This window comes from Variovorax sp. 05N34 (assembly GCF_056397405.1).
The window spans coordinates 912468-931997 of the sequence record NZ_JBFTNI010000002.1 but is presented as its reverse complement, the minus strand read 5'-3'; the positions used below and the strand labels follow the sequence as shown (position 1 = coordinate 931997).

Annotated in this window: 20 protein-coding genes and 1 pseudogene; 4 read left to right on the top strand and 17 right to left on the bottom strand. The window is 66.1% G+C overall.

The annotated features are described in order from the left end of the window. Positions 1-177 precede the first annotated feature (177 nt). From AC1DMA_RS08815 to AC1DMA_RS08775, 9 genes are all read right to left on the bottom strand, one after another. Complete coding sequence (locus AC1DMA_RS08815; RefSeq protein ID WP_478128055.1) at positions 178-1335, bottom strand: ABC transporter substrate-binding protein; 1158 nt, start codon at positions 1333-1335, stop codon at positions 178-180. A 112-nt stretch (positions 1336-1447) separates the two neighbouring features. Next, positions 1448-2146: an ABC transporter ATP-binding protein gene (locus AC1DMA_RS08810; RefSeq protein ID WP_478143943.1), complete on the bottom strand. Its 699-nt coding sequence runs from the start codon at positions 2144-2146 to the stop codon at positions 1448-1450. After that, complete coding sequence (locus tag AC1DMA_RS08805) at positions 2143-2862, bottom strand: ABC transporter ATP-binding protein (RefSeq protein ID WP_478128057.1); 720 nt, start codon at positions 2860-2862, stop codon at positions 2143-2145. The genes AC1DMA_RS08810 and AC1DMA_RS08805 overlap by 4 nt, the downstream gene beginning before the upstream one ends. A 13-nt stretch (positions 2863-2875) precedes the next feature. After that, complete coding sequence (locus AC1DMA_RS08800; protein ID WP_478128058.1) at positions 2876-3877, bottom strand: branched-chain amino acid ABC transporter permease; 1002 nt, start codon at positions 3875-3877, stop codon at positions 2876-2878. 13 nt (positions 3878-3890) lie between these two features. Then, on the bottom strand, positions 3891-4742 hold the full coding sequence (locus AC1DMA_RS08795) for a branched-chain amino acid ABC transporter permease (RefSeq protein WP_478128059.1): 852 nt from the start codon (positions 4740-4742) through the stop codon (positions 3891-3893). A 30-nt stretch (positions 4743-4772) separates the two neighbouring features. Further along, positions 4773-5567, bottom strand: coding sequence for an SDR family NAD(P)-dependent oxidoreductase (locus AC1DMA_RS08790; RefSeq protein WP_478128060.1), 795 nt, complete (start codon positions 5565-5567; stop codon positions 4773-4775). Between the two features lie 16 nt (positions 5568-5583). After that, positions 5584-5946, bottom strand: a complete 363-nt coding sequence (locus AC1DMA_RS08785; RefSeq protein WP_478128061.1) for an NIPSNAP family protein — start codon at positions 5944-5946, stop codon at positions 5584-5586. Continuing rightward, positions 5936-7720 (bottom strand): FAD-dependent oxidoreductase, encoded by a 1785-nt coding sequence (locus AC1DMA_RS08780; protein WP_478128062.1) that lies wholly within the window; start codon positions 7718-7720, stop codon positions 5936-5938. Before AC1DMA_RS08780 ends, AC1DMA_RS08785 begins: the two co-directional genes overlap by 11 nt. Beyond that, complete coding sequence (locus tag AC1DMA_RS08775; protein ID WP_478143942.1) at positions 7717-8559, bottom strand: SDR family NAD(P)-dependent oxidoreductase; 843 nt, start codon at positions 8557-8559, stop codon at positions 7717-7719. Before AC1DMA_RS08775 ends, AC1DMA_RS08780 begins: the two co-directional genes overlap by 4 nt. Before the next feature lie 177 nt (positions 8560-8736). On the opposite strand from AC1DMA_RS08775, the gene AC1DMA_RS08770 reads away from it, so the two are divergent. From AC1DMA_RS08770 to AC1DMA_RS08760, 3 genes and pseudogenes are all read left to right on the top strand, one after another. Continuing rightward, the gene (locus tag AC1DMA_RS08770) at positions 8737-9690 is read left to right on the top strand and encodes a helix-turn-helix domain-containing protein (protein ID WP_478128064.1); all 954 of its coding nucleotides are present in this window, start codon (positions 8737-8739) and stop codon (positions 9688-9690) included. A gap of 354 nt (positions 9691-10044) precedes the next feature. Further along, entirely contained in the window at positions 10045-10257 is a 213-nt protein-coding gene (locus AC1DMA_RS08765) for a hypothetical protein (protein ID WP_478128065.1), read from the top strand. Next, positions 10247-10399 (top strand): annotated as a pseudogene (locus tag AC1DMA_RS08760) (ImmA/IrrE family metallo-endopeptidase); the annotation flags it as partial. The gene AC1DMA_RS08765 and the pseudogene AC1DMA_RS08760, both read left to right, overlap by 11 nt. 195 nt (positions 10400-10594) lie before the next feature. Here the strand turns inward: AC1DMA_RS08760 and AC1DMA_RS08755 are convergent. Further along, complete coding sequence (locus tag AC1DMA_RS08755; RefSeq protein ID WP_478143983.1) at positions 10595-10936, bottom strand: hypothetical protein; 342 nt, start codon at positions 10934-10936, stop codon at positions 10595-10597. 132 nt (positions 10937-11068) lie between these two features. Here AC1DMA_RS08755 and AC1DMA_RS08750 point away from each other — a divergent pair, with 132 nt between their 5' ends. Continuing rightward, positions 11069-13018, top strand: a complete 1950-nt coding sequence (locus tag AC1DMA_RS08750) for a S9 family peptidase (protein ID WP_478143941.1) — start codon at positions 11069-11071, stop codon at positions 13016-13018. On the opposite strand, the gene AC1DMA_RS08745 is transcribed toward AC1DMA_RS08750, so the two are convergent. The 7 genes from AC1DMA_RS08745 to AC1DMA_RS08715 form a co-directional block, all read right to left on the bottom strand. After that, positions 12973-13968 carry a vWA domain-containing protein gene (locus AC1DMA_RS08745; RefSeq protein WP_478143940.1) on the bottom strand — a complete coding sequence of 332 codons (996 nt, stop codon included), beginning with the start codon at positions 13966-13968 and terminating at the stop codon, positions 12973-12975. The genes AC1DMA_RS08750 and AC1DMA_RS08745 overlap by 46 nt on opposite strands. After that, positions 13965-14504, bottom strand: a complete 540-nt coding sequence (locus tag AC1DMA_RS08740; RefSeq protein ID WP_478128068.1) for an MxaK protein — start codon at positions 14502-14504, stop codon at positions 13965-13967. Before AC1DMA_RS08740 ends, AC1DMA_RS08745 begins: the two co-directional genes overlap by 4 nt. After that, complete coding sequence (locus tag AC1DMA_RS08735; RefSeq protein ID WP_478143939.1) at positions 14501-15535, bottom strand: vWA domain-containing protein; 1035 nt, start codon at positions 15533-15535, stop codon at positions 14501-14503. The genes AC1DMA_RS08740 and AC1DMA_RS08735 overlap by 4 nt, the downstream gene beginning before the upstream one ends. Beyond that, positions 15532-16482 carry a hypothetical protein gene (locus tag AC1DMA_RS08730; protein WP_478143938.1) on the bottom strand — a complete coding sequence of 317 codons (951 nt, stop codon included), beginning with the start codon at positions 16480-16482 and terminating at the stop codon, positions 15532-15534. The genes AC1DMA_RS08735 and AC1DMA_RS08730 overlap by 4 nt, the downstream gene beginning before the upstream one ends. Positions 16483-16491: 9 nt before the next feature. Beyond that, positions 16492-17343 carry a DUF58 domain-containing protein gene (locus AC1DMA_RS08725; protein WP_478143937.1) on the bottom strand — a complete coding sequence of 284 codons (852 nt, stop codon included), beginning with the start codon at positions 17341-17343 and terminating at the stop codon, positions 16492-16494. Between the two features lie 128 nt (positions 17344-17471). Then, positions 17472-18494 carry an AAA family ATPase gene (locus AC1DMA_RS08720; protein ID WP_478143936.1) on the bottom strand — a complete coding sequence of 341 codons (1023 nt, stop codon included), beginning with the start codon at positions 18492-18494 and terminating at the stop codon, positions 17472-17474. A 22-nt stretch (positions 18495-18516) separates the two neighbouring features. Further along, positions 18517-19500 (bottom strand): Bug family tripartite tricarboxylate transporter substrate binding protein, encoded by a 984-nt coding sequence (locus AC1DMA_RS08715; RefSeq protein ID WP_478143935.1) that lies wholly within the window; start codon positions 19498-19500, stop codon positions 18517-18519. Positions 19501-19530: the final 30 nt, after the last annotated feature.

Below are 19530 nucleotides of genomic sequence, written 5' to 3'. Positions count from 1 at the left end.
CGCCGCTCGAGTGACTTGGCGCCCGGCAACGTCCCAAATGATGCGAAAGCGCTGAACGCTGCATCAAGAGCGGTTTCAAGCTTGACGGCGCTGCCGCGCCCCCTGCTTCAGAGTGACGCGGAGCTATGACGCCCAATGGCATCTTGTCAGCCGCATTGGCGGCATTGGCAACGAAGCCTACATCTTGCAGTCAAGCGACGCAGCGGGCACCAGCGCCGGGTCATATCGCTGTTCCACGACGGGCCGCAGCGCGCCGTCCACCTTCTTCACGCGCGCCACGTAGTTGGGCAGGACGAGCTGGTTGTCCTCGGAACGCATCCGCACCGAACCATAGATGGTGTCGATCGTGGTGCCGCGCAGCGCTTTGCTCACATCCGCCGGCTTCACGCTGCCGGCCTTGGCCACACCCGCGAAGATCACCTGGGCGCCGTTGTAGGCCTGGGCTTCATTGTCGGTGGGCACGCGCTTGTACTTGGCCTGCCATCCGGCAACGAATGCCTTGTTCTTCGGGGTATCGATGTCCGCGGTGTAGGACGTATTGCCTTGAACGTTTTCCAGCGCGGTGCCGCTGCCGTCGATCATAAAGTTCATGATCAGCGCATGACCGATCAGGCGCTTGCCCGGTGTCAAGCCGAACTCCTGCGCCTGCTTGGCGAAGGCAATGGCATCGCGGCCGACCTCCGCCACCCAGATCGCTTCGGCATCGGAAGCCTTGAGCTGGGCGATGTAGGGAGAAAAGTCTTTGGTGCCCATCGGCGGGTAAAGCGCCAGGACGACGTCCTTGCCGTGCGACTTGACGGCCTTGGTGAACGACTCGCCGGAATCACGCCCCCACACGTAGTCGGCGGCAAGCACGGCGAACTTCTTCTCCTTGAAGGTCGGCGCCCATTCCTTGATCATGGCCAGGTCCATGGCATCGGAGTGATTGGTCCGGAAGCTGCGCGGCTTGCAGCTGTCGCCGGTCAGCTTGTCGGACTTGCTCGCCACGACGAAATAGGCCGCATCCCAGCGTTGCAGGTTCTGCGCGATGGTCAGCGAGATGGACGAAGGGATCGCGCCGATCAGCAGGTTGTAGCCGTCGCGCGCCATCTTCTCCGCCACGCGGCGGCCCGCGTCGGGCGTGCTCTCGTCGTCGCCGAGCTGTACTTCAACCTTGCGGCCGTCGATGCCCTTCGCGTTGGCCTCTTCGATGGCGTACTGCACGCCGCGGATCACTTCGGCGCCCTGCTGAGCGAACACACCCGACTGGGAGGAAACCAGGCCGATCTTGATGGGAGGCTTGTCCTGCGCGAGCGCAGACAAGGGCAAGGCGGCGCAGACGGCCAGTGCCGTCAAGGCACCTCGAGGGGGAATTCTTCTGAACACTACGAATGTCTCCTTTGAAAAATGAGCCCGGATGGGGGCGTACGGTGGATACGGAATGCGGGATGCGCGGCGGCTGCGCGGGTCAGACCATCACGTGTCTATGCAGTTCTTCGATGCCTTCGGGCGCCACGCGCCCTTCAGCGATGACCGAGCCTTTGGCCATGGCCAGGTACCGGTGCGCGACGCGCACGACCAGGCTCATGTTCTGTTCGATTAGCAAGAGCGCGGTGCCCTGGTCCGCCACCTGGCCGAAGATCTCGGCGAGCTGATCGACGATCACGGGCGCGAGCCCCTCCGTGGGTTCGTCCAGCAGCACCAGCGCCGGGTTCGACATCAGCGCGCGGCCGATGGCCAGCATCTGTTGCTGGCCGCCCGACAAGGCGGTGCCCGGTGTGTGCGCGCGCTCCAGCAGAATCGGAAAGAGCTTGTAGATGGCGTCCGTGGTCCACGGCCCCTTTCGACGCACGGCAGCACCGAGCCGCAGGTTCTCCTCGACGGTCAGGTTGGCGACGATGCGACGGCCTTGCGGCACCACAGCAACGCCAAGTTGCGCGGCTTCGTATGCCTTGGGACGCAGGAACGTCTTGCCCGCCACTCTCACCGTACCGCCGCGCAGGCTGGCCACGCCGAGGAGCGTGTTGACCACCGTGGTCTTTCCCACGCCGTTGCGTCCAATCAATGCGACTCGCTCGCCGGCGCCGATCTCCAGGTTCAGGTCATGGAGGATGTGCGCCGCGGCGTAGCAGGCGTTGACGCGTTCGAATTGAAGCAGGCTCTTCATGCCGCGCTCCCCAGGTAGGCTTGACGTACGCGCGGATCGGCGCGCACTTCGGCAGGTGTGCCGCTCGCGATGACGCGGCCGAGTTCAAAGACCGTGACCGCGTCGGAGATGCCGAACACCACGTCCATGTCGTGCTCCACGAGCAGCACCGAAACCCCGCGCCGTTCGGTAAGCGCCTGGAGGTGATGCGCGAGGTCGCGGGATTCCTGCACCGAAAGCCCCGCCATGGGTTCGTCCAGCAGCAGCACCACCGGCCGACCCACCAGCGCCAGCGCCAGATCCAGCCGGCGCTGCTGGCCGTAGCCCAGGTCGGCGGCGAGAGTGGCGCCCAGCGGGAGCAGGTCCAGCTCGGAAAGGATTTCGTCCGCATCCTGCGCCGCTCCGGCGATTCCCATTTGCTGCGACGCCAGCACCACCTGCTTGCGCACCGGCATCTGGCCGAAGATGCTGGTGCGCTGGAACGATCGCGACAACCCGCGTCGGCGCCGCTGTTCGACGCCCTGCGTCGTGATGTCTTCGCCTTGCAGCGCGATGCTGCCGCGCGTCAGCCGCCGGCGTCCGGTGATGGCGTCGATCACTGTCGACTTTCCGGCGCCGTTGGGGCCAATGAGGCCCCGGATCTGCCCCGGCTCCAGCGTCAGTTCGACGCCGTCGACCGCTTTCACGCCGCCATAGTGGATGGCCACGTCGCGGGCTTGCAGTATCAGTTCCGTCATGAATGTCTTGCCCTCAACGAAATGCCGTTCCGCGCGAAGCGGCGGACGCGGCGGCGGAGGTCCCGGTCCGTCGCCGCACCAGGCGCTGCAGGGCACCGACAAGCCCGCGTGGCGAGAACACGATGGTGGCGATCAGCGCGGCGCCGAAGATGGCCATCCAGTGGTCGGCGTAGCCGCCCAGGAGATCCTTGAGCACGAAGTAGACGATCGCGCCGAGCGGCGGCCCCCACAACGCGCCCTGCCCGCCCACCACGACCATCATCAAGGCGACGCCGGACACGCTCCAGTGCAGGTTCTCCGGCGAGACGAAGCCGGTGTTCAACGCCGCGAGCACGCCGGCCAGCGCGGTGACCCCGCCCGACAAGGCGAACACCGCCGCCCTGGGCAGCAAGGTGCGGATGCCGATGAACCGGGCGCGCTCCTCGTTGTCGCGCACGGCCTCGGTGATGGCGCCGAAGCGCCCTCGCAGCAGCAGGGTGAGCGCGGTCAGGGTCAGCACCAGGACGGACCAGCACAGCGCGAACATCGCATGCGGCTCGGTCAGCGCCGAGGTCGAGACACCGAACAAGGTGTTCGGCCAATTGATGTTCATGCCGTCGGCGCCGCCCGTCAGGCCGCGCGAGCGGGCGGCCGTGAGGAACAGCATCTGGCCCACCGCCAGCGTCAGCATGCCGAATGCGATGCCGGGCACGCGAACGAACACCAGCCCGAGCAGGAAGGCCACAGCGGTAATGCCGAGCAGCGTGAGCACGATCGCGGCCTCCGCCGGCACAACACGGGTTTCCAACAGCACGGCCACGCTGTAGCCGGCACAGCCGAAGAAGGCCGCGTGGCCGAAGCTGACCAGTCCGCTCTGGCGCAACAGAAGGCCGACGCCCAGGGCGAACACGGCGAAGATGACGGCCTGCGTGAACAGGGACAGGAGAGTGGCCGAACCGGCGTACGCTGCAGCCGCGCCGCCCACGAGCAGCGCGGCTGCGGCGTACGCCGCGATGCGGGAAAGGGAGATCGTCATGGCAATGCGCTCCTCAGGTGCGGCTGCCCGCCAGGCCCGCGGGCTTCCACAGCAGGACGGCGATCATCAGAGCGAAAGGCAGGATCGCCGAAGCGTCGGGAAGGTAGACAGCACCGATCGACTGGATCAGCCCCAGCACCAGCGCGGTTGCGAATGCACCGGACAGGCTGCCGAGGCCACCGATGACGACGACCACGAAGGAGTCGATCAGCACGTCGCTGCTCATGGAGGGCGACAGCGCGAGAAACGGCGCGGCCACGACACCGGCCAGCCCGGCAAGCGCCGTGCCGACGCCGACCACGGTGGCAGAGAGCGCATCGGTGTTCACGCCCTGCATGGCCGTCGTCGCGGGATCAGTGCTGGCCGCGCGCACGAACAGCCCGGCACGCGAATGGCGCATCCACAGCGTCAGGCCGAGCGCCACCAGCAGCCCGACGGCCATGACGCCGATACGGTAGGCCGGCACGGGCGTGCCGAACAGGTCGACCGAGGTACTCAGCAGCGCGGGCGCCGGCACCGACAGGTTGTCCTTGCCCCAAAGGGTCTGCACGGCGTCCTCGATGATCATGAGCAGGCCGAACGTGACGAGCACCACGGTGAGCGGATCCCGGTCCTGCAGCAGACGAAAACCGAACCGGTCCAGGCACACGCCCAGCAGCGCCATCAGCGCCGGCGCGGCGACCAGCGCGACCCAGAAGTTGCTATAGGTAGCGATGCTGTAGCCCAGGTAGGCGCCCAGCATGTAGAGCGAGCCGTGGGCGAAGTTCACCACCCGGCGCAATCCGTAGATCAGCGCCAGCCCGGAACACATCACGGTCAGCAACGCGCCGTAGACCAGGCCGTTGAAGATGTTGATCGTCAGCATTTCATGTCTCTCCTCTTCTTGTGATTCGGGTCAGCCAGCGAGCGCCGACTCGGGTGCTCCCAGCGCCAGCCAGCCGCCGTCGACGTGCAGCGTGGTGCCGGTGATGAAGCTGGCCCGCGCCGAGGCGAGGAACGCGATCGCTTCGGCGACCTCGCCCGGCGCCGCGAGGCGTCCCATGGGTGTGCGCGCGTTGATCGCCTGGATGTCGAGCGCTCCCTTGCGCTCCAGTTCTTCCACCAGCGCGGTGCGGACATAGCCCGGCGCGACCGCGTTGACACGCACGCCTCGACGCGCCCATTCGCAGGCCATCGCCCGCGTCATGGCCAGGATGCCCGCCTTGGCCGCGCCGTAGGCGTTGCGCGAGGGGATGCCGCCGAACGCGGCGATCGACCCGAGGTTGACGATGGAGCCGCTGCCGTGCGCCAGCATGGTGCGCCCGGCCTCGCGGCTCATCAGGAAAGTTCCGCGCAAGTGGACCGACAGCACCCGGTCGAAAAGCTCGACCTTCTGCTCCACGGTGGGCGCGGCCTGCTCGCCGATGCCCGCGTTGTTCACCAGCACATCGACGCGGCCGAAGCGCGACGTCACGGCAGCCAGCGCCGAGGCCACATCGTCGGCCGATGTCACGTCGGCACGCAGGCCCAGATGCGCGGCCCCCAGCTGCGCGGCGCGATCGCGCGCCACTTCTTCCCGCAGGTCGATGAGCACGACATGCGCGTGTTCCTCCGCCAGCCGCTGCGCGGCGGCCCAACCGATGCCGTCGGCAGCGCCCGTCACAACCGCGACCGATTCATGACCCCTTCGCGGGTCTTGCGTTGTCTTCATGGGTTCCATCGGGCGCTCAGCGTTCTTTCGCCCGGACGCTGGGCATGGCAACGCGCCTGATCAACCGCGTTTCCTGGGCAGTGATGAGATGTCCCGATGCCTGCAGGTAGGCCGGGAAGTCCGGATGGGCGTCGCGCGCGCCGCAGCGCGCCTCGTAGTCGCCCAGGCTCGCATAGGCCCAGAGGTGCACGAACTGATTCTGCGGGCCGACCTGGCTCACATACATGCCCACCGGGTTGCCCAGCGTCTCCAGCAGGACGGGCATGGCGAGGCGATCGAACACTTCCAGGAACTCGGGCATCTTGCGAAGCGCGATCGTGTAGATGCGATGGTCCACCAGGGGCAGCGCATGCGCGTCGAGGATGGATTCAGCGCGCATGCCGCACCACCTTCGCTTCGCTCGTCGCCCGCAGGCCGGCAACGGCCGGGATCTCCGTGCGCAACGCCGGCGTCCAGGCGCCCGCGACATAGCGTCCCGTGATGTAGCCGAAGGTCATGATGGGTCCCAGGGTGATGCCGGCGCCCGGGTAGTTGCCCCCCATGACGCTGGCGCGGTCGTTGCCCACCGCGAACAGCCCCGGGATCACCTCGCCATCCTCGCGCAGCACCTCGCCTGCCACGCTGGTGCGGATCCCGTCGAAGGTCCCAAGATCTCCCATCCAGAGCTTGAGCGCGTAGTACGGGCCCTGCCCGATCGGGCCGACCGCCGGATTGGGCTTGTGCTCGGGGTCCGCGAGGTAGCGGTTGAAGGCGTTGCCGCCGCGGCCGAAGGCAGGGTCTTCGCCGCGAACCGCATGCACGTTGTAGTCACGCACGGTGGCCTCCAGCCCGGCCGCGTCGATGCCCGCGCTGGCCGCGAGTTCTGCCAGCGTGCGGCCCTTGTTCAGGTATCCGTTGCGCACCAGGCCGCCCAGCGGCATGGGCGAAGGCTTGGCGTAGCCCAGGCCGTACTTCCCGATGGTGGCCGCATCGCAGATGAGCCAGGCCGCCGTCTCCTTCTGGTCCTTGCAGGCCTCGATCATCGCGGCGCCGACATCGTGGTACGAGTCGGATTCGTTGGTGAAGCGCTTGCCGTTCCTCGTCACGCCGATGACGCCGGGCTTGTAGCGGTCCAGCAGATGCGGGAACACGCCGAACTTGCCGCCGCCCAGGGGCACGCGCGACACCGGCATCCAGGCCGCCGCCTGCCGGTAGCGGATCGGCACGGTGCCGCCGGCCGATTCGGCCAGGCATGCTCCGTCGCCCGTGTTGCCCGTGGGGACGGGCGACACGTGTTCGCCTCCTCTTGCCACATGGGGGTAGGCCTTTTTGAGCCGCTGCACATCGTGCGAGAAGCCGCCCGCAGCCAGCACCACGCCTTTGCGGGCCAGGATGCGGACATCCTTGGCGTCCTTTTGCACCACGGCGCCGACCACGCCGCCTTTCTCCTGGATCAGCGCCTTGCCCGGCGTCGAGGTCCAGATCGGGATCTTCAGGTCGAGTGCCGACCTGGCCAGCCGCGCCGCGAGCGCATTGCCGCTGGTCACGTTGGTGCCGCGGCGGTAAAGGATCAGTTCCTTGACATGGTTGAGCAGCCGCCGGGCGACGTACACGGCCGAGGTCAGCGACTTCGTCGCGCGGAAGAAGTGCTTCAGGTCTGCGTTGGAAGAGTTGAACATCATCCCGATGAAGGTGATGGTCTTGAGCGGCGGGCGCAGCCTGGCCATGTCTTCGCCGAGTTCGCGAATATCGTAGGGCGCAGCGAGGATCGAGCGCCCCACATCCACGCCGCCCGGCGCCGTCGGGTGGTAGTCGGGATAGAGCGTCGGCACGAACTTGACCGTGGTCTCGCGCTCGAAGAAGTCGACCATTCCGGGTCCCTCTTCAAGGAAAGCCTCGGCCTGCTCGGCATCGAAATGCGCGCCGGCTTCATGGCGCATGAAGGTGCGCGCGGCGTCGATGCCGTCCTTCGCGCCGGCGCGCGCCGACACCGCATTGCCCGGCACCCACAGCACACCGCCGGAGAAAGCCATCGTGCCGCCGAAGACCGGCTCTTTCTCGACCACGATCACGTCCAGGCCGTGCTTACTGGCGGTGATGGCGGTGGACAGCCCACCAGCGCCTGCGCCGATGATCAGCAGATCGCAGTGGATCTCGTTGGCGCTCGTGTTCATGCGGAAACTCCCTCGGTCGTTGCCGCGCTCTGGTTGAAGCCCGGGCGCGGAACCAGATCCATCAGCATGGTGTCCATGCCGCCGTCGACCAGCATCTCGGCGCCGTTCATGTAGCTCGCGCGATCGCTCAGCAGGAACAGCACGGGGTTGGCGATGTCGATGGGTTCGCCGATGCGGCGGCTCGCCGTCACTTCCGCGCGCCTTTGCTCGAAACCGGGCTCCTCATAGAACTTGGCGGACAGCGCCGTGCGGATCATTCCGGGGCAGACGGCGTTGCTGCGGATGCCCTGCGGCCCCCACTCGGCGGCCATCTGCCGCGACAGCAACAGCACGCCGGCCTTGCTGGCGCTGTAGGCGCCGCTCCCGGTCTGCGGGTTCAAGCCGGAAATGGAGGCGGTGTGCACGATGCTGCCACCGCCCTGCGCGCGCATCTGCGGCGCGAAGCTTCGGGCGCACAGCAGGTAGCCGGTCAGGTTGACCGCCAGCACCTGGTTCCATGCGTCCAGCGAGACCGTTTCAAGAGGCGAGGAGCGCAGCACGCCGGCGTTGTTGACCAAGCCGGCGCACGGTCCCAGCGTGTCGTGCACCCGTTGCGCCGCAGCTTGCACCGCAGCTTCGTCCGCCACGTCGCACGCCAGGCCGACGGCGGTGCCGCCGGCGGCAGTCAAGGTTCGCGCGAGACCGTCGACGGCATCTCCGTCGCGGTCCAATAGCGCGACGTGGGCGCCTGCGCGGGCCAGTTCTGTCGCAATGGCGGCGCCGATGCCGCTGGCCGCACCGGTGACAACGCAGACCCGGCGAGCCAAGCCCAACCAACCGTCGGAAAGAGGAAACTGCATGAATGGGGCTCCATGGAGCACCCGACAATTCCGGCCGCGCGAAATGCAAGGCAAGAGACCGCAGCACCGCATGCGGCTTGTTCGTCGAGGTGTCTCCGAATGATTTGCCCCGGATCGTAGGTTTGACGCGTTGTCCGCTCAATCGACAAAAGCGGCCATTACTCGGACAATTCATGCATGAATGCCTTGATAAGGGAAAACCCGTCCTCGACCATTCCCAACTACGCGCTGTACGGCGTGGACGCGCAGCCGGCCTGGGAAAACCAGGTTCACTACGAGCAGATCCACGAGCGTTCCTGCCTGCATGACTACAAGATCGCGCCGCATGTGCACAGCGGACTTTTTCAACTGCTGTATGTGCAGCACGGTGGCGGCGAGACCTTCATCGACGACATGCGCTGGGCGGTTCGCCCCGGCAGTCTGATCGTCGTGCCGGCCAGATCGGTGCACAGCTTCGATTTCAGCGCTGACATCGACGGGCCCGTGGTTACCGCCGCGCAGCGCCCGCTGGAATCGCTCGCAGCGGTCGCCTCGCCCGAGCTACTGACGACCATCCGGACACCCGCTGTTGTCGACACGACCCTGTCGCCCCGTCACGCGCAGGCGTTGATGCCGCTGTTCGAAGCGGTCGAACGAGAGTCGCGTGTGCATGCCGCGGGCCACATCGCCGCGGGCACCGCCTTGCTCGTCGCGCTGTTCGTGCAGATCGAGCGCCTGAGCACCTATGCCGCGCCGCGTCCGGGCGAGACCCGCGACAGCCGCGCACGTTCGCGCAAGTCGACGCAGATCGAAAAATTTCGCGCGCTCGTCGACACCAACTTTCGCAAGCGCCTGCCGATCTCGCAGTACGCGCAGCAACTCGGCATCACCGCGGGCCAGCTCAATCGGCTTTGCCAAGACACGCTAGGCATGTCCAGCCTTGATGTGCTGAACGCCAGAATCATTCACGAGGCACAGCGCGAATTGGCCTATTCGACATCGAGCATCAAGCAGATTGCAGCCATTCTTGGCTTTGCCGACGAAGCTTATTTTGGGCGGCTCTTTCGCAAGCAGACCGGAGACACTCCCAGTGAGTTTCGTCGTATGGCGCTACTGCGCCTGGGGCAGAACCAGGCCAACCAGCTTGCTTAAGTTGGTCCGAAGGATCTGAAAACCCTCCAGACAGTCGACGTCGCAAAGGATCGGGTTATCCGCACACAAGTTTCTGCCGTCCCGGGACCTCGGCTTCCACCTCAGATAGATCCGATATGTCAACGCTAGGCACCTGCAGCGAACCGGCCAAGCGCGAGACCACGAGCCGATGTGAGTCGCGGTCGGCGCATGGCTAGTGGATATCGAAGTCGCCTTCTTCATGGACGACAGCATTGAAGATTCGGAAGAGGACCTGAAGGACCGACAGTTCTTTCGGAACTACACCAAGCTCGAGCCCGGGGATAGGGAAAGACTCCGTGCGATCCTAGAGGCACTGAAGAAAGGCGGCTGACGATGGCATCCACCGATGAAGTAGTTGCCCCTGCGAAGGAAGCAATCCGGCAGACGCATCTCCTCGATGCAGCTTTCGGTGAGACGACGCCATTTCGAGTGGACGTGGTCGAGCCAGCGAAGGCTGTCGGCAGTCAGCTTCGCCTCAGGGCGGAGATTCCCGAAGCTCAGGCGGCAAATCTGAGGTCTTTCGAGGGCGGGCTGTTTGAAGTTTGAAATAGAAGATGGCCGGTGGGCGCTTCTGTACAACGAAAGCTTGAAGTCGCCTGGTCGTATTCGCTTCACCCACGCGCATGAGCTGGGTCACTTTCTGGTGCGCCGAGCGTTGCAGGAAGAGTTTCTTTGCTCGCAGGCGGAGGTCGCCGGCTGCGGGGGTAGCCGCAAGAAGATGGAGGCCGAGGCAGACGAGTTTGCCTTGACCTTTGATGCCTCTCAAGCAGTTCCGCGCTTGCAAGGTGCTCATCTGCGCCTAGCCTTTCATGCGGAGACGCTCGTCTACCGGGTCTCTGTTGGCATCGGCCTCTGCCTGATCTGCGGTCAGCACTTGCGCCGTTCACTTCGGATCAGCAGGCTTCTGCATGTCCGCGGCGGGGTGTCTGGGCCGGTTGTCCTTGGTCATCGAGTCTTTGCTCGTCGGGTCGCTGGGCAAAGCACCTGCGGCGGTGGTGTCCTGCTGCGGGCGCTGCTTGTTCCCAGCCGAGTTGTCGGGCTTGGAGTCCTTGTAGCCGTTCACGGAAGGGTTCTGCGGACTGGTGCCTTCGCTTCTCGTGGGAGCGTTGCCACCAGCAGCGCCGCTGCCAGCAGGCGCAGCGGCCGTTTGAGCTGTCGCGCAACTGCATCCCAGCGCCAGGATGGCTGCGACGGCCACCGATAGCGATGTGTGTGCTGTGTTCATGGTGTGTCTCCTAGAGGAAGTCCAGATCACCTTTTGGCTCCCCCTATCGGTCAACACCTGTACGCACTGGGCGCCTTGCCATGTGGGTGCCCCCTTACGGCTATACAGTGCGAGGCAAACCCGAGGTCTCCCATGCCCCGCCCGACAACAGCGCCCTTCGGCACCTGGAAATCTTCGATCACGTCCGAGCTCGTGGCGACTGCCACGGTCGAACTCGTCGATGTGCTGCTCGACGGCACCGATGTCTACTGGGTCGAAGGCCGCCCGCAAGAGGCCGGCCGCCGTGTCTTGGTTCGACGCGATACTGACGGGACGACGATCGATGTCACGCCCCGGCCTTTTTCCACGCGCACGCGGGTGCACGAGTACGGCGGTGCCGGGGTCGTGGTTGCCGGAGAGGTCAGCTACTTCAGCAACTTCAAGGACCAGCGGCTTTATCGCCTCGGCGGCAACGACAGCAGCCCTGTACCTCTGACCCCCGCCCCCACCTCAGGCCATCCAGACGCCGGACTTCGATACGCAGACGGGCAGATTGACCGCCCGAGCCATCTCTGGATCGGTGTTCGCGAGGATCATCGGAATCCGGACAAGGAGGCCGTCAACACAATCGTGGGCGTGGACCTGCGCTCAGGCGGCGCCGGCACAGTCTGGGTCGAGGGAGATGACTTCTACGCATCGCCGCGGCTCAGTCCGGATCGCCGGCGCTTAGCCTGGCTGTCATGGAGCCACCCCAGCATGCCATGGGTCGGCACGGAGCTATGGGTGGCGGAGTTCACCGGTTCTGGTGTGGAGAACCCGACCCGGATTGCAGGCGGCCCAGCCGAATCGGTGTTCCAGCCGGAATGGTCGCCGGATGGCACGCTCTACTTCGTGTCCGACCGCTCGGGCTGGTGGAACATTTATCGAGCGGAAGCTCACGGGGCCTGCGTCAATGTCTGCCCGATGGCGGCGGAATTCGGTCGGGCCCAATGGACTTTCGGGATGTCGACATACGCCTTCCTATCGGCGGACCAAGCCGTGTGCACGTACACCGAAGGAGGACTCGGCAAGCTTGCTCTGCTGGATCTCGCAAGCGGCAAGCTGACAGAAGTGAAGCTGCCTTTCACCGAGTTTTCTTCTGTGAGGGCCCGAGGCGAGAAGGTGGCCTTCAAGGCTGGCGGACCGACCATCCCCGCCTCGATCGTTCTGCTCGACGCGCAAAGCGGCACGGTGAGCACGATCCGGAAATCCACCACCGTCGCAGACGATCCCTCGACAAACCGGCATTTCTCCATCCCCTTGCCGATCGAGTTTCCGACAACCGGCGGACAGACGGCGTTCGGACTGTTCTACCCGCCGAAGAACGCCGACCATGTCGCGCCCGACGGCGAATTGCCGCCGCTCCTGGTCAAGTGCCACGGCGGACCCACTTCGTCGGCCTCGCGCACGCTCGACTTGCGCACGCAGTTCTGGACCAGCCGAGGGATCGCAGTCGTCGACGTCGACTACGGCGGAAGCACCGGATACGGACGCGCATTCCGCGAACGCCTGCATGGAATGTGGGGCATCGTGGATGCGGCCGACTGCGCTTCCGCCGCCCGGTACCTCATTGACAAAAAATGGGTGGATGCAACGCGAACCGTGGTCAGCGGCAGCAGTGCGGGCGGATTCACGACCCTGACCTGCCTCACCTGCGCAGAACCGACGGTTCGCAGCATGTTCAAGGCGGGCGGAAGTCACTATGGGGTCAGCGATCCGGAGGCACTCGCCCGGGACACGCACAAGTTCGAGTCGCGCTACCTGGATTGGCTGATCGCGCCGTACACGGATCGCAAGGCCTATCTCGAGCGTTCGCCAGTGCGCAATGCCGAACGCCTGTCGGCACCCGTCGCGTTCTTTCAGGGCGCCGAGGACAAGATCGTCCCGCCCGGGCAGACCGAATTGATGGTCACGGCGCTGCGCCAGAAGGGGATCACCGCGCAGTACCTGCTCTTCGCCGGCGAGCAGCACGGCTTCCGCCAGTCTTCGAACATCCGGTGGGCATTGGACGCCGAGTTCTATTTCTTCGACACCATCGTCTTTCGCAGCCACGGCGCGGCATAGCGCGCCAGCATCAGACAGAACGCCAGCCCCGCCAGAAAGATGCGCCCACCGGTACGCACCGGCGTCGGCCTGGCCAACGCAGGCGACATCAACGCTTCTGCCAGTCTTTCGCGCGATTGCAGGCGAATGAACACCATGCCCTGTTCGCTCGCGAGCAGGCGCAGATAGCCTTCCCGCAATGACGACAGGTGTTCGAGTCCCGGCGTGGCGCCGAGCGTGGACGCAGGCGGCGCCGACTGCTCGTCCACCAGCGCTTCGCCACGCACGCTCGCGCCGCGCCCCTGGCTGCGCGGGTCGCCCTGCGCCACTTCATCGGCGCGCCAGAAGCCCAGGGGCCGACCTTCGGGATCCGACTTCGGGATCGGCGATGGCAGCAGGTCACCGACGCCAACGATGAGCCCCGGCACCTCCCCAGGCTTGTCGTCGAAGGCCGGGCGGTAGCGCGCGTGCAGCGGCGGCGCCTCCTGCCCGTCGGTGACGAACACCAGCGACGGCTTGTCCGGCAACTGCTTCGCAACGCCGATCGCACTGTGCAGCCCCTTGGCAATCTCGCTGTTGCCGGACCACGCCATGCGCGAGTCGATCTGCGCCAAGGTCGAACGCAGCTCCCTCAGATTTGCACATACGTCGATGGGTGCGATCAGCAGCAACGCACGGTACTCGGTGAAGATCGCCCAGCCCACCTTGGAGCCGCACGGCAGTTGCAGAAGCGATTGACGCAAGGCGTGCTTGACGAAATCGAGCCGTGAGGCCGGCCGGCCGTCGATGTCCGCATCCGTGACGTTCATGCTCTGGGTGACGTCGATCACGATCACATGATCGAACAGCGGGCGCTCCATCACCACCGCCGGATCGAGCAGGCTTGCAGCCAGCGCCAGCGCCGCCAGCATGAGCAGCCAACGGTCGGTGCTGTGCCGCCACGAGGCGCGCCAACGTTGCCACGGCTTCATGGCAGGCCGGGCGAATGGCCCCGCACCGTGGTGGCGGCACGCTCGGAGTCGCGCCGGTTCTCGGGCGGTGCGGCGTCCATCTCGTCGGGATCGGGGAGCAGCCGCTGGGCACGCTCCAGGTTGTAGCGCGCGTCCCAGTGCCCAGGATCGACGCGCAACACGTCCCGGTAGATCTCCTTGGCCAACTCGATCAGCGCGATGGCCTTGCCGGGTTCGGTGCCGGCTTGCACCACCACCGCCTGGCGTATCAGCAGGTTCGCGCTGTTGTAGCGCGCCGCCCGGCCAAGCGGCGAATCGTTCTCGAGGCTGCGATACAGACGCAGGGCCGCTTCGTCGGCACCGCTGGCTGCCTGTGCATAGGCCTGCGCGAATTGCACCTGCGGCGGGATGTCCCTGGTTTCGGCCGGCAGCGGCCCCGACACGATCAATTCATTCCACTGATGCAAGCGCCAGGTACGCGCGCCGTCGATCGCCGCCGCGGCCGCGACCAGCGCGAGGAGGCCCAGCACCGCGCGTGTGCATCGCTGCCGGTTCATGCCCATCGCCGGATCTCCGCCAAATTCGCTGCGGCCAGCAGCAGGACGCAGCAGAACGCGACTCCGAGCACCAGTCCGGACAGGTCGCGCCGAGGCACGGTGTCCAAATAGGTGATTGGCAGGTTTTCGAGAAGATTCACTGCCTCGATGGCCTTCTTCAAGGCCTCGGGATCGCTGGCCTCGTAGGCGCGGTACGAGTTGCCAAGGGATTCGAAGAAGCGATGCAGCGCGTACTCCGGGACCGCGTCAACGTTCTCCGGCGCTTCGCCTTTTTCAAGGACCAGGCCCGGACTGTTGGCGGAGCGAAGGTAGATCCAGTAGATCGCGACACGGTGCTTGCGCGCCAGATAGGCAATGCGCTCACGGGCTGGCGGGTCGAGCCGATCGCCACCGTCGGACACCAGCATCACGATGCGCGAGCCGGTATAGGGCCGATCGATGAAAGACGACAGCGCCGCTTGCATCGCCAGGCCGATGTTGGTTTCCGAAAGCCCGCGGCCGACGTCGCCCGCCACGATGGCAGCCTGGATGGCTTCGTTCTTCTGCGTGAAATCCAGCACCCGGATAGGCAGCGTGCTGAAGACGATCATCCCGAACCGGTCCTCCTGCCGCTTGGCGATGAACTCGGACAACAACTGCCGCGCGACCTTGCCCTTGGACTCGCGCGTCCTGATCTGGGTCATGTAGTAATCGATCGCTGCCGGGCCGGTGCCCTTCGCCCAGGGCGGAGGCCGCGCGCCGCCGAAACCCTGATCCATGCTGCGGCTGCGATCGAGCACCAGCACGATCTCGGCGCCTTTGCCAATGCGCTCCACGTCGTACTCCGGCCAGTAGGGGCCGGCCATGCCGATGGTGAGGGCGGCGAGCGCCAGCACGCCGACGATGCGCAGCGCCCACTCCAACAGTTCGGAGCTCCGGTCCCGCGGCATGAGCGCGGCCCAGGCGTTGTCGAGCGCGCCGCTCGACCGCGCCAGCAGCGGCAGCACGGACAGGGGCGACAGCCACAGCAGCCAGGCGTGGTCGAAGCTCATGGGGCGCCCCTCTCGGCGTCGCGGCAACGGCGGCAGAACTCAAGCAGCCAGCTTCGATCTGCATGCGCCGGGACTTGATTCCCCTCATGAGTCTCACTGCCGAAGAACTCTTGACGCGACTGCCGGAAGAACCTGACAAGGTCGTCGCGCAGATGCGCGAAGTGCGGCCGCGCACGGACGAAGCGATCGACGCGCTCTTCGAAGACGACCTCCCCCATCGTGCGGTTCAAGGCCTCATGAAGATGCTTGAGCGCGTCGCGCCGTTGCGAATCGGAACTCGCCGGCGTCAGGCCATGCATCGCGCGCCATGCCAATGTGAACGGCCGATGCGCGCGCGTCCACCACGGCAAGCCGATGTACACATGGGCGAGGTAGGCCAGCAGCACCAGCGAGACAATCCCATAGACGATGAGGCGCCAACGCGCGAAGCGTGTGTCGATCAGCGGCGGGGGTGTATCAGGCTGCAGCTCACCAAGGCCGCGCCGGGGCGAGACGTCCACCGGCACCAACGGCGACACGGTCACCGGCCAGGCCTCGACGTGGACCTCCTGCGCTCGCGGCTGACCCTGGAAGCGCAAGGTGAAACCCGGCATCTCCAGGGTGCGCGACTCTGGCGGCGAAAGGAACACCTGGTAGGCCAGCGTCAGTTCATGGCGCCGTCCCCCGGTCTCGACGCTGCTGCGCTGCTCCACGCTTCGCAACTCGAGCGCGTTGCCGCGCGCACCGGCTTGCGGCACGCTGGACTCATCAAGCACCAGGCCGTCGGAGGCATCGACCGTGACCGTGCGCGACACGATGTCCCCGATCTGGTAGCCGAAGGCGCGCGGCTCGCTCAAGGTGGCATTGAGCTGCCCCGGCAGCACCACGGCGCAGGCCGCCGACGCGAGCCAGCCCAGCATCGCGGCGCAAAGTCCGCGTGGGGCCAGATGCATTCGCCAGATCGACATGGATCGCGCTCACGAGTGGAAATGCCGCGTGACCGCGTCAGCATCGAAGGCACCATCGATGAACAGCGGCTTGAGCCGGTGCGATCGAAAGATCCCCAACAGCGCATCGCGGCGCTGCTGGTGGGCCGCCAGCCACTTCTCGCGCAACGCCGGACGCCACCACAGCAACTTCGTGACGCCGGATTCCGGGTCGGTCACCTGCGCCAGGCCGCGTCGCGGCGTCAGGCCGAATTCGAGCGGATCCCACAGCACCACTGGCACGAGATCGTGGTGAGCCATGGAGGCCATGACGGCATCGACCTCCGGCAGCGGCAGATGAAAATCCGAGACGAGAAACACCAGCGAACGCTGCCGGCCGAGATGGCGATGCGCCATCGACAGGCCATGGGCCGAACGGCCTTGAAGCTGCAGCCTGCGAAGCGTCCCCGCCAGCGTGCCCCCCATGCCGCGCGAGCGCGTGGGGGGCAGCAGCACATCCTCGCGCACCGCATCGTCGCAACCGACGAAGCCGAAGCTGTCACCTGTGCGCCAAGCCGACCAGGCCAGACTGTCGACGAAGTCCGCCAGCACATCGAGCTTGCGGTGCGTGCCGACAAATCCCATGGACGCCGAGAGGTCCGCCACCATCACGACAGGTATCGCCTTGCGCTGACTGAAGACCCGGACGATCCAGTTGCCGAACGGGTCGCGCAGACTCGCGTGCAGATCGAGCCGACGCGGATCCGGTGCGTCGAGCAGCCCCGCATGGCCACGAAACTCGAAGCCGCTCTCACCACGCGAACTCCGGTGATGCCCCGGAAAGTGCCCCAATACCGGCACCCCGACCCGGTAATGAAGTTCCTGCACCTTAGCCCGCTGCATCATCAAGCCCCCTTTCACGCCCAAGCACAGGAATACCGTGGAACCGGCTTCGCCGGGCCACCGGTAGTGCCCCCGGTAGGGGGTTGGCGAAGCGACACGAAGTGCGCAAAGACTGGGGGCGAGTTCATCTACGGTGCAGCCACGCTTGAGAGGATGCCGCTGATCAAAGGCCCGGAGATCTCCTGGCGCCGCATCTCGTACACCGGCTGAAAGCACAGTCGATGCGCGACGGCCTCAAGGAAGACCGCCTGCACGTCCTCGGGCGTGACGTAGTCGCGCCCGTCGAGCCAGGCCGCAACGCGGGCGCCGCGCAGCAGCAGGCTCATGCCGCGTGGACTGGCGCCCGCGAGCATCAACCGCGCGGTGTCCAGGTCCGGCACGCGCACGCCGTAATCGGCGGGCGCCGCCGTCGCACGCCACAGATCAAGCGCATAGGTTTGCAATGTCTCCGAGGCTTGCACGCAGCGCTGGATCAACTCCGAGACCTGATTCAGCTCCTGGTAGGCAACCAGCCCGCTGGCCAGCCCGCCGACCAGGCGGTCCGTGTCGTGAAAGCGCGGATCGCTCATCAACTGACGTCGTTCGGCATCGGAAGCGGGTGCATCGACGGTCACTTCCAGCATGAAGCGGTCCCGCGCAGCGGCCGAGATCTCGAAGGTCTCTTCGCGCTCGACCCGGTTGCGGTCGGCAAAGACCAGGAGGTGCGGAAAGCGGAATTCGCGATTGAACGCCGCCACGCTGCGCTCGGCCATCACCCGAAGCAGCAGCGAATGCACCTGCGGCCGCGCCCGGTTGATCTCGTTGAAGAAGAAGATCGCGAGGCTCTCGCCGTGCGTGATCAACGGCCCGTGCTCGACGGCGGGCCTGCCCTCGGCGCTGATGTAGGTGTAGTAGATCAGGTCGTTGGGCATCAGGTCGATGGTCCCTTCGATCCGCGCGAAATTGCCGCCCAGTACCTGCGCGAAGGCCCGCAGGAGCGTTGTCTTGCCGACGCCGACATCGCCCTGCAGCAGCACGTGGCCGCGCGCGAAGATGGCCGTGTTGATGAGGCGGATCGCCCGCGCCTGGCCGATCACCGCCTTGGCGACCTCGGCTTCGAGCATCAGCGCCCGCTGGCGCCAGTCGCTCATCACCCCATCGTCTCGGTCCATTCGAGGTCCTCCACGGTTGTACTCAGCCACCCGGGCCGCGCGGGGCCTTCATGCGCTCGGCGATCGCACGTTCCTTGGCGTACTCTTCGCGACAGGACTGCGCGTAGTCGTCCGGGCCGAGGTAGGCGATCTCCTGGTCGTACTTTGCCAGGTCCTCGGCAAAGCGTGGGTCGAAAAGCGCCTTCTTGAAGCTGTCATGCAGGATGGCCAGCACGTCCGGCTGCAACCCGCGGGGGCCGGCCAATCCGTAGGGCGACATCGCCACGATATCGAAGCCCAGTTCGCGCAGGGTCGGCACCTGCGGCCAGCGTGGCGAGCGCTTCGGCCCCATGGTTGCGAGTAATCGCAGATGGCCCGCATCGACCTCCGGTGCGAAGCCCGAGGAATTGACGCCCGCCATCACCTGGCCCGATGCCACTGCCAGGGTTAGCTCGGCCGTCCCCTTGTAGGGCACATGGATGTAGCTCAGACCACGATCGGTGAAGAGCGCTTCAAGCACGAGGTGCGGCGTGGTGCCGATGCCGTTGGTGGCGATGCTCAACTCGCCCGGCCGCGCGCGGGCGAAGTCGAACAACTGTTGCAGCGACCGCATCGGGCTGGAAGCGCGCACCAGCACGCCGAAAGTGACGCCCGAAATCTGGATGATCGGCGTGACGTCACGCACGGGGTCCCAGATGACCTGTTGCATGAAGGGCATGCGAAAGACCGGTTGCGGCATCTGCGCGATGGTGTAGCCGTTGGGCTCGGCCTGCAGCAGGATTGGCATCGCCATCGTGCCGCCGGCCCCGGCGCGGTTGGCGACCACCACCGGCTGGCCGAGCGACTGCGCGGCAAGTTCGGCCAGCAGCCGCAGCGACAGATCGGTCGCGCCACCCGCGGCCCACGGGACCCACATCGTGATCGGCCGGGACGGAAAGGCGTCAGCGGCCAACGCACGCGCCATGGGCTGCGCAGCCAACGCGAGCGCGCCCGCACTGCGCAGCCAGCGGCGGCGGCCGGTATTCATTCAGCAACCTCCGTGCTTCGCACTGCGGTG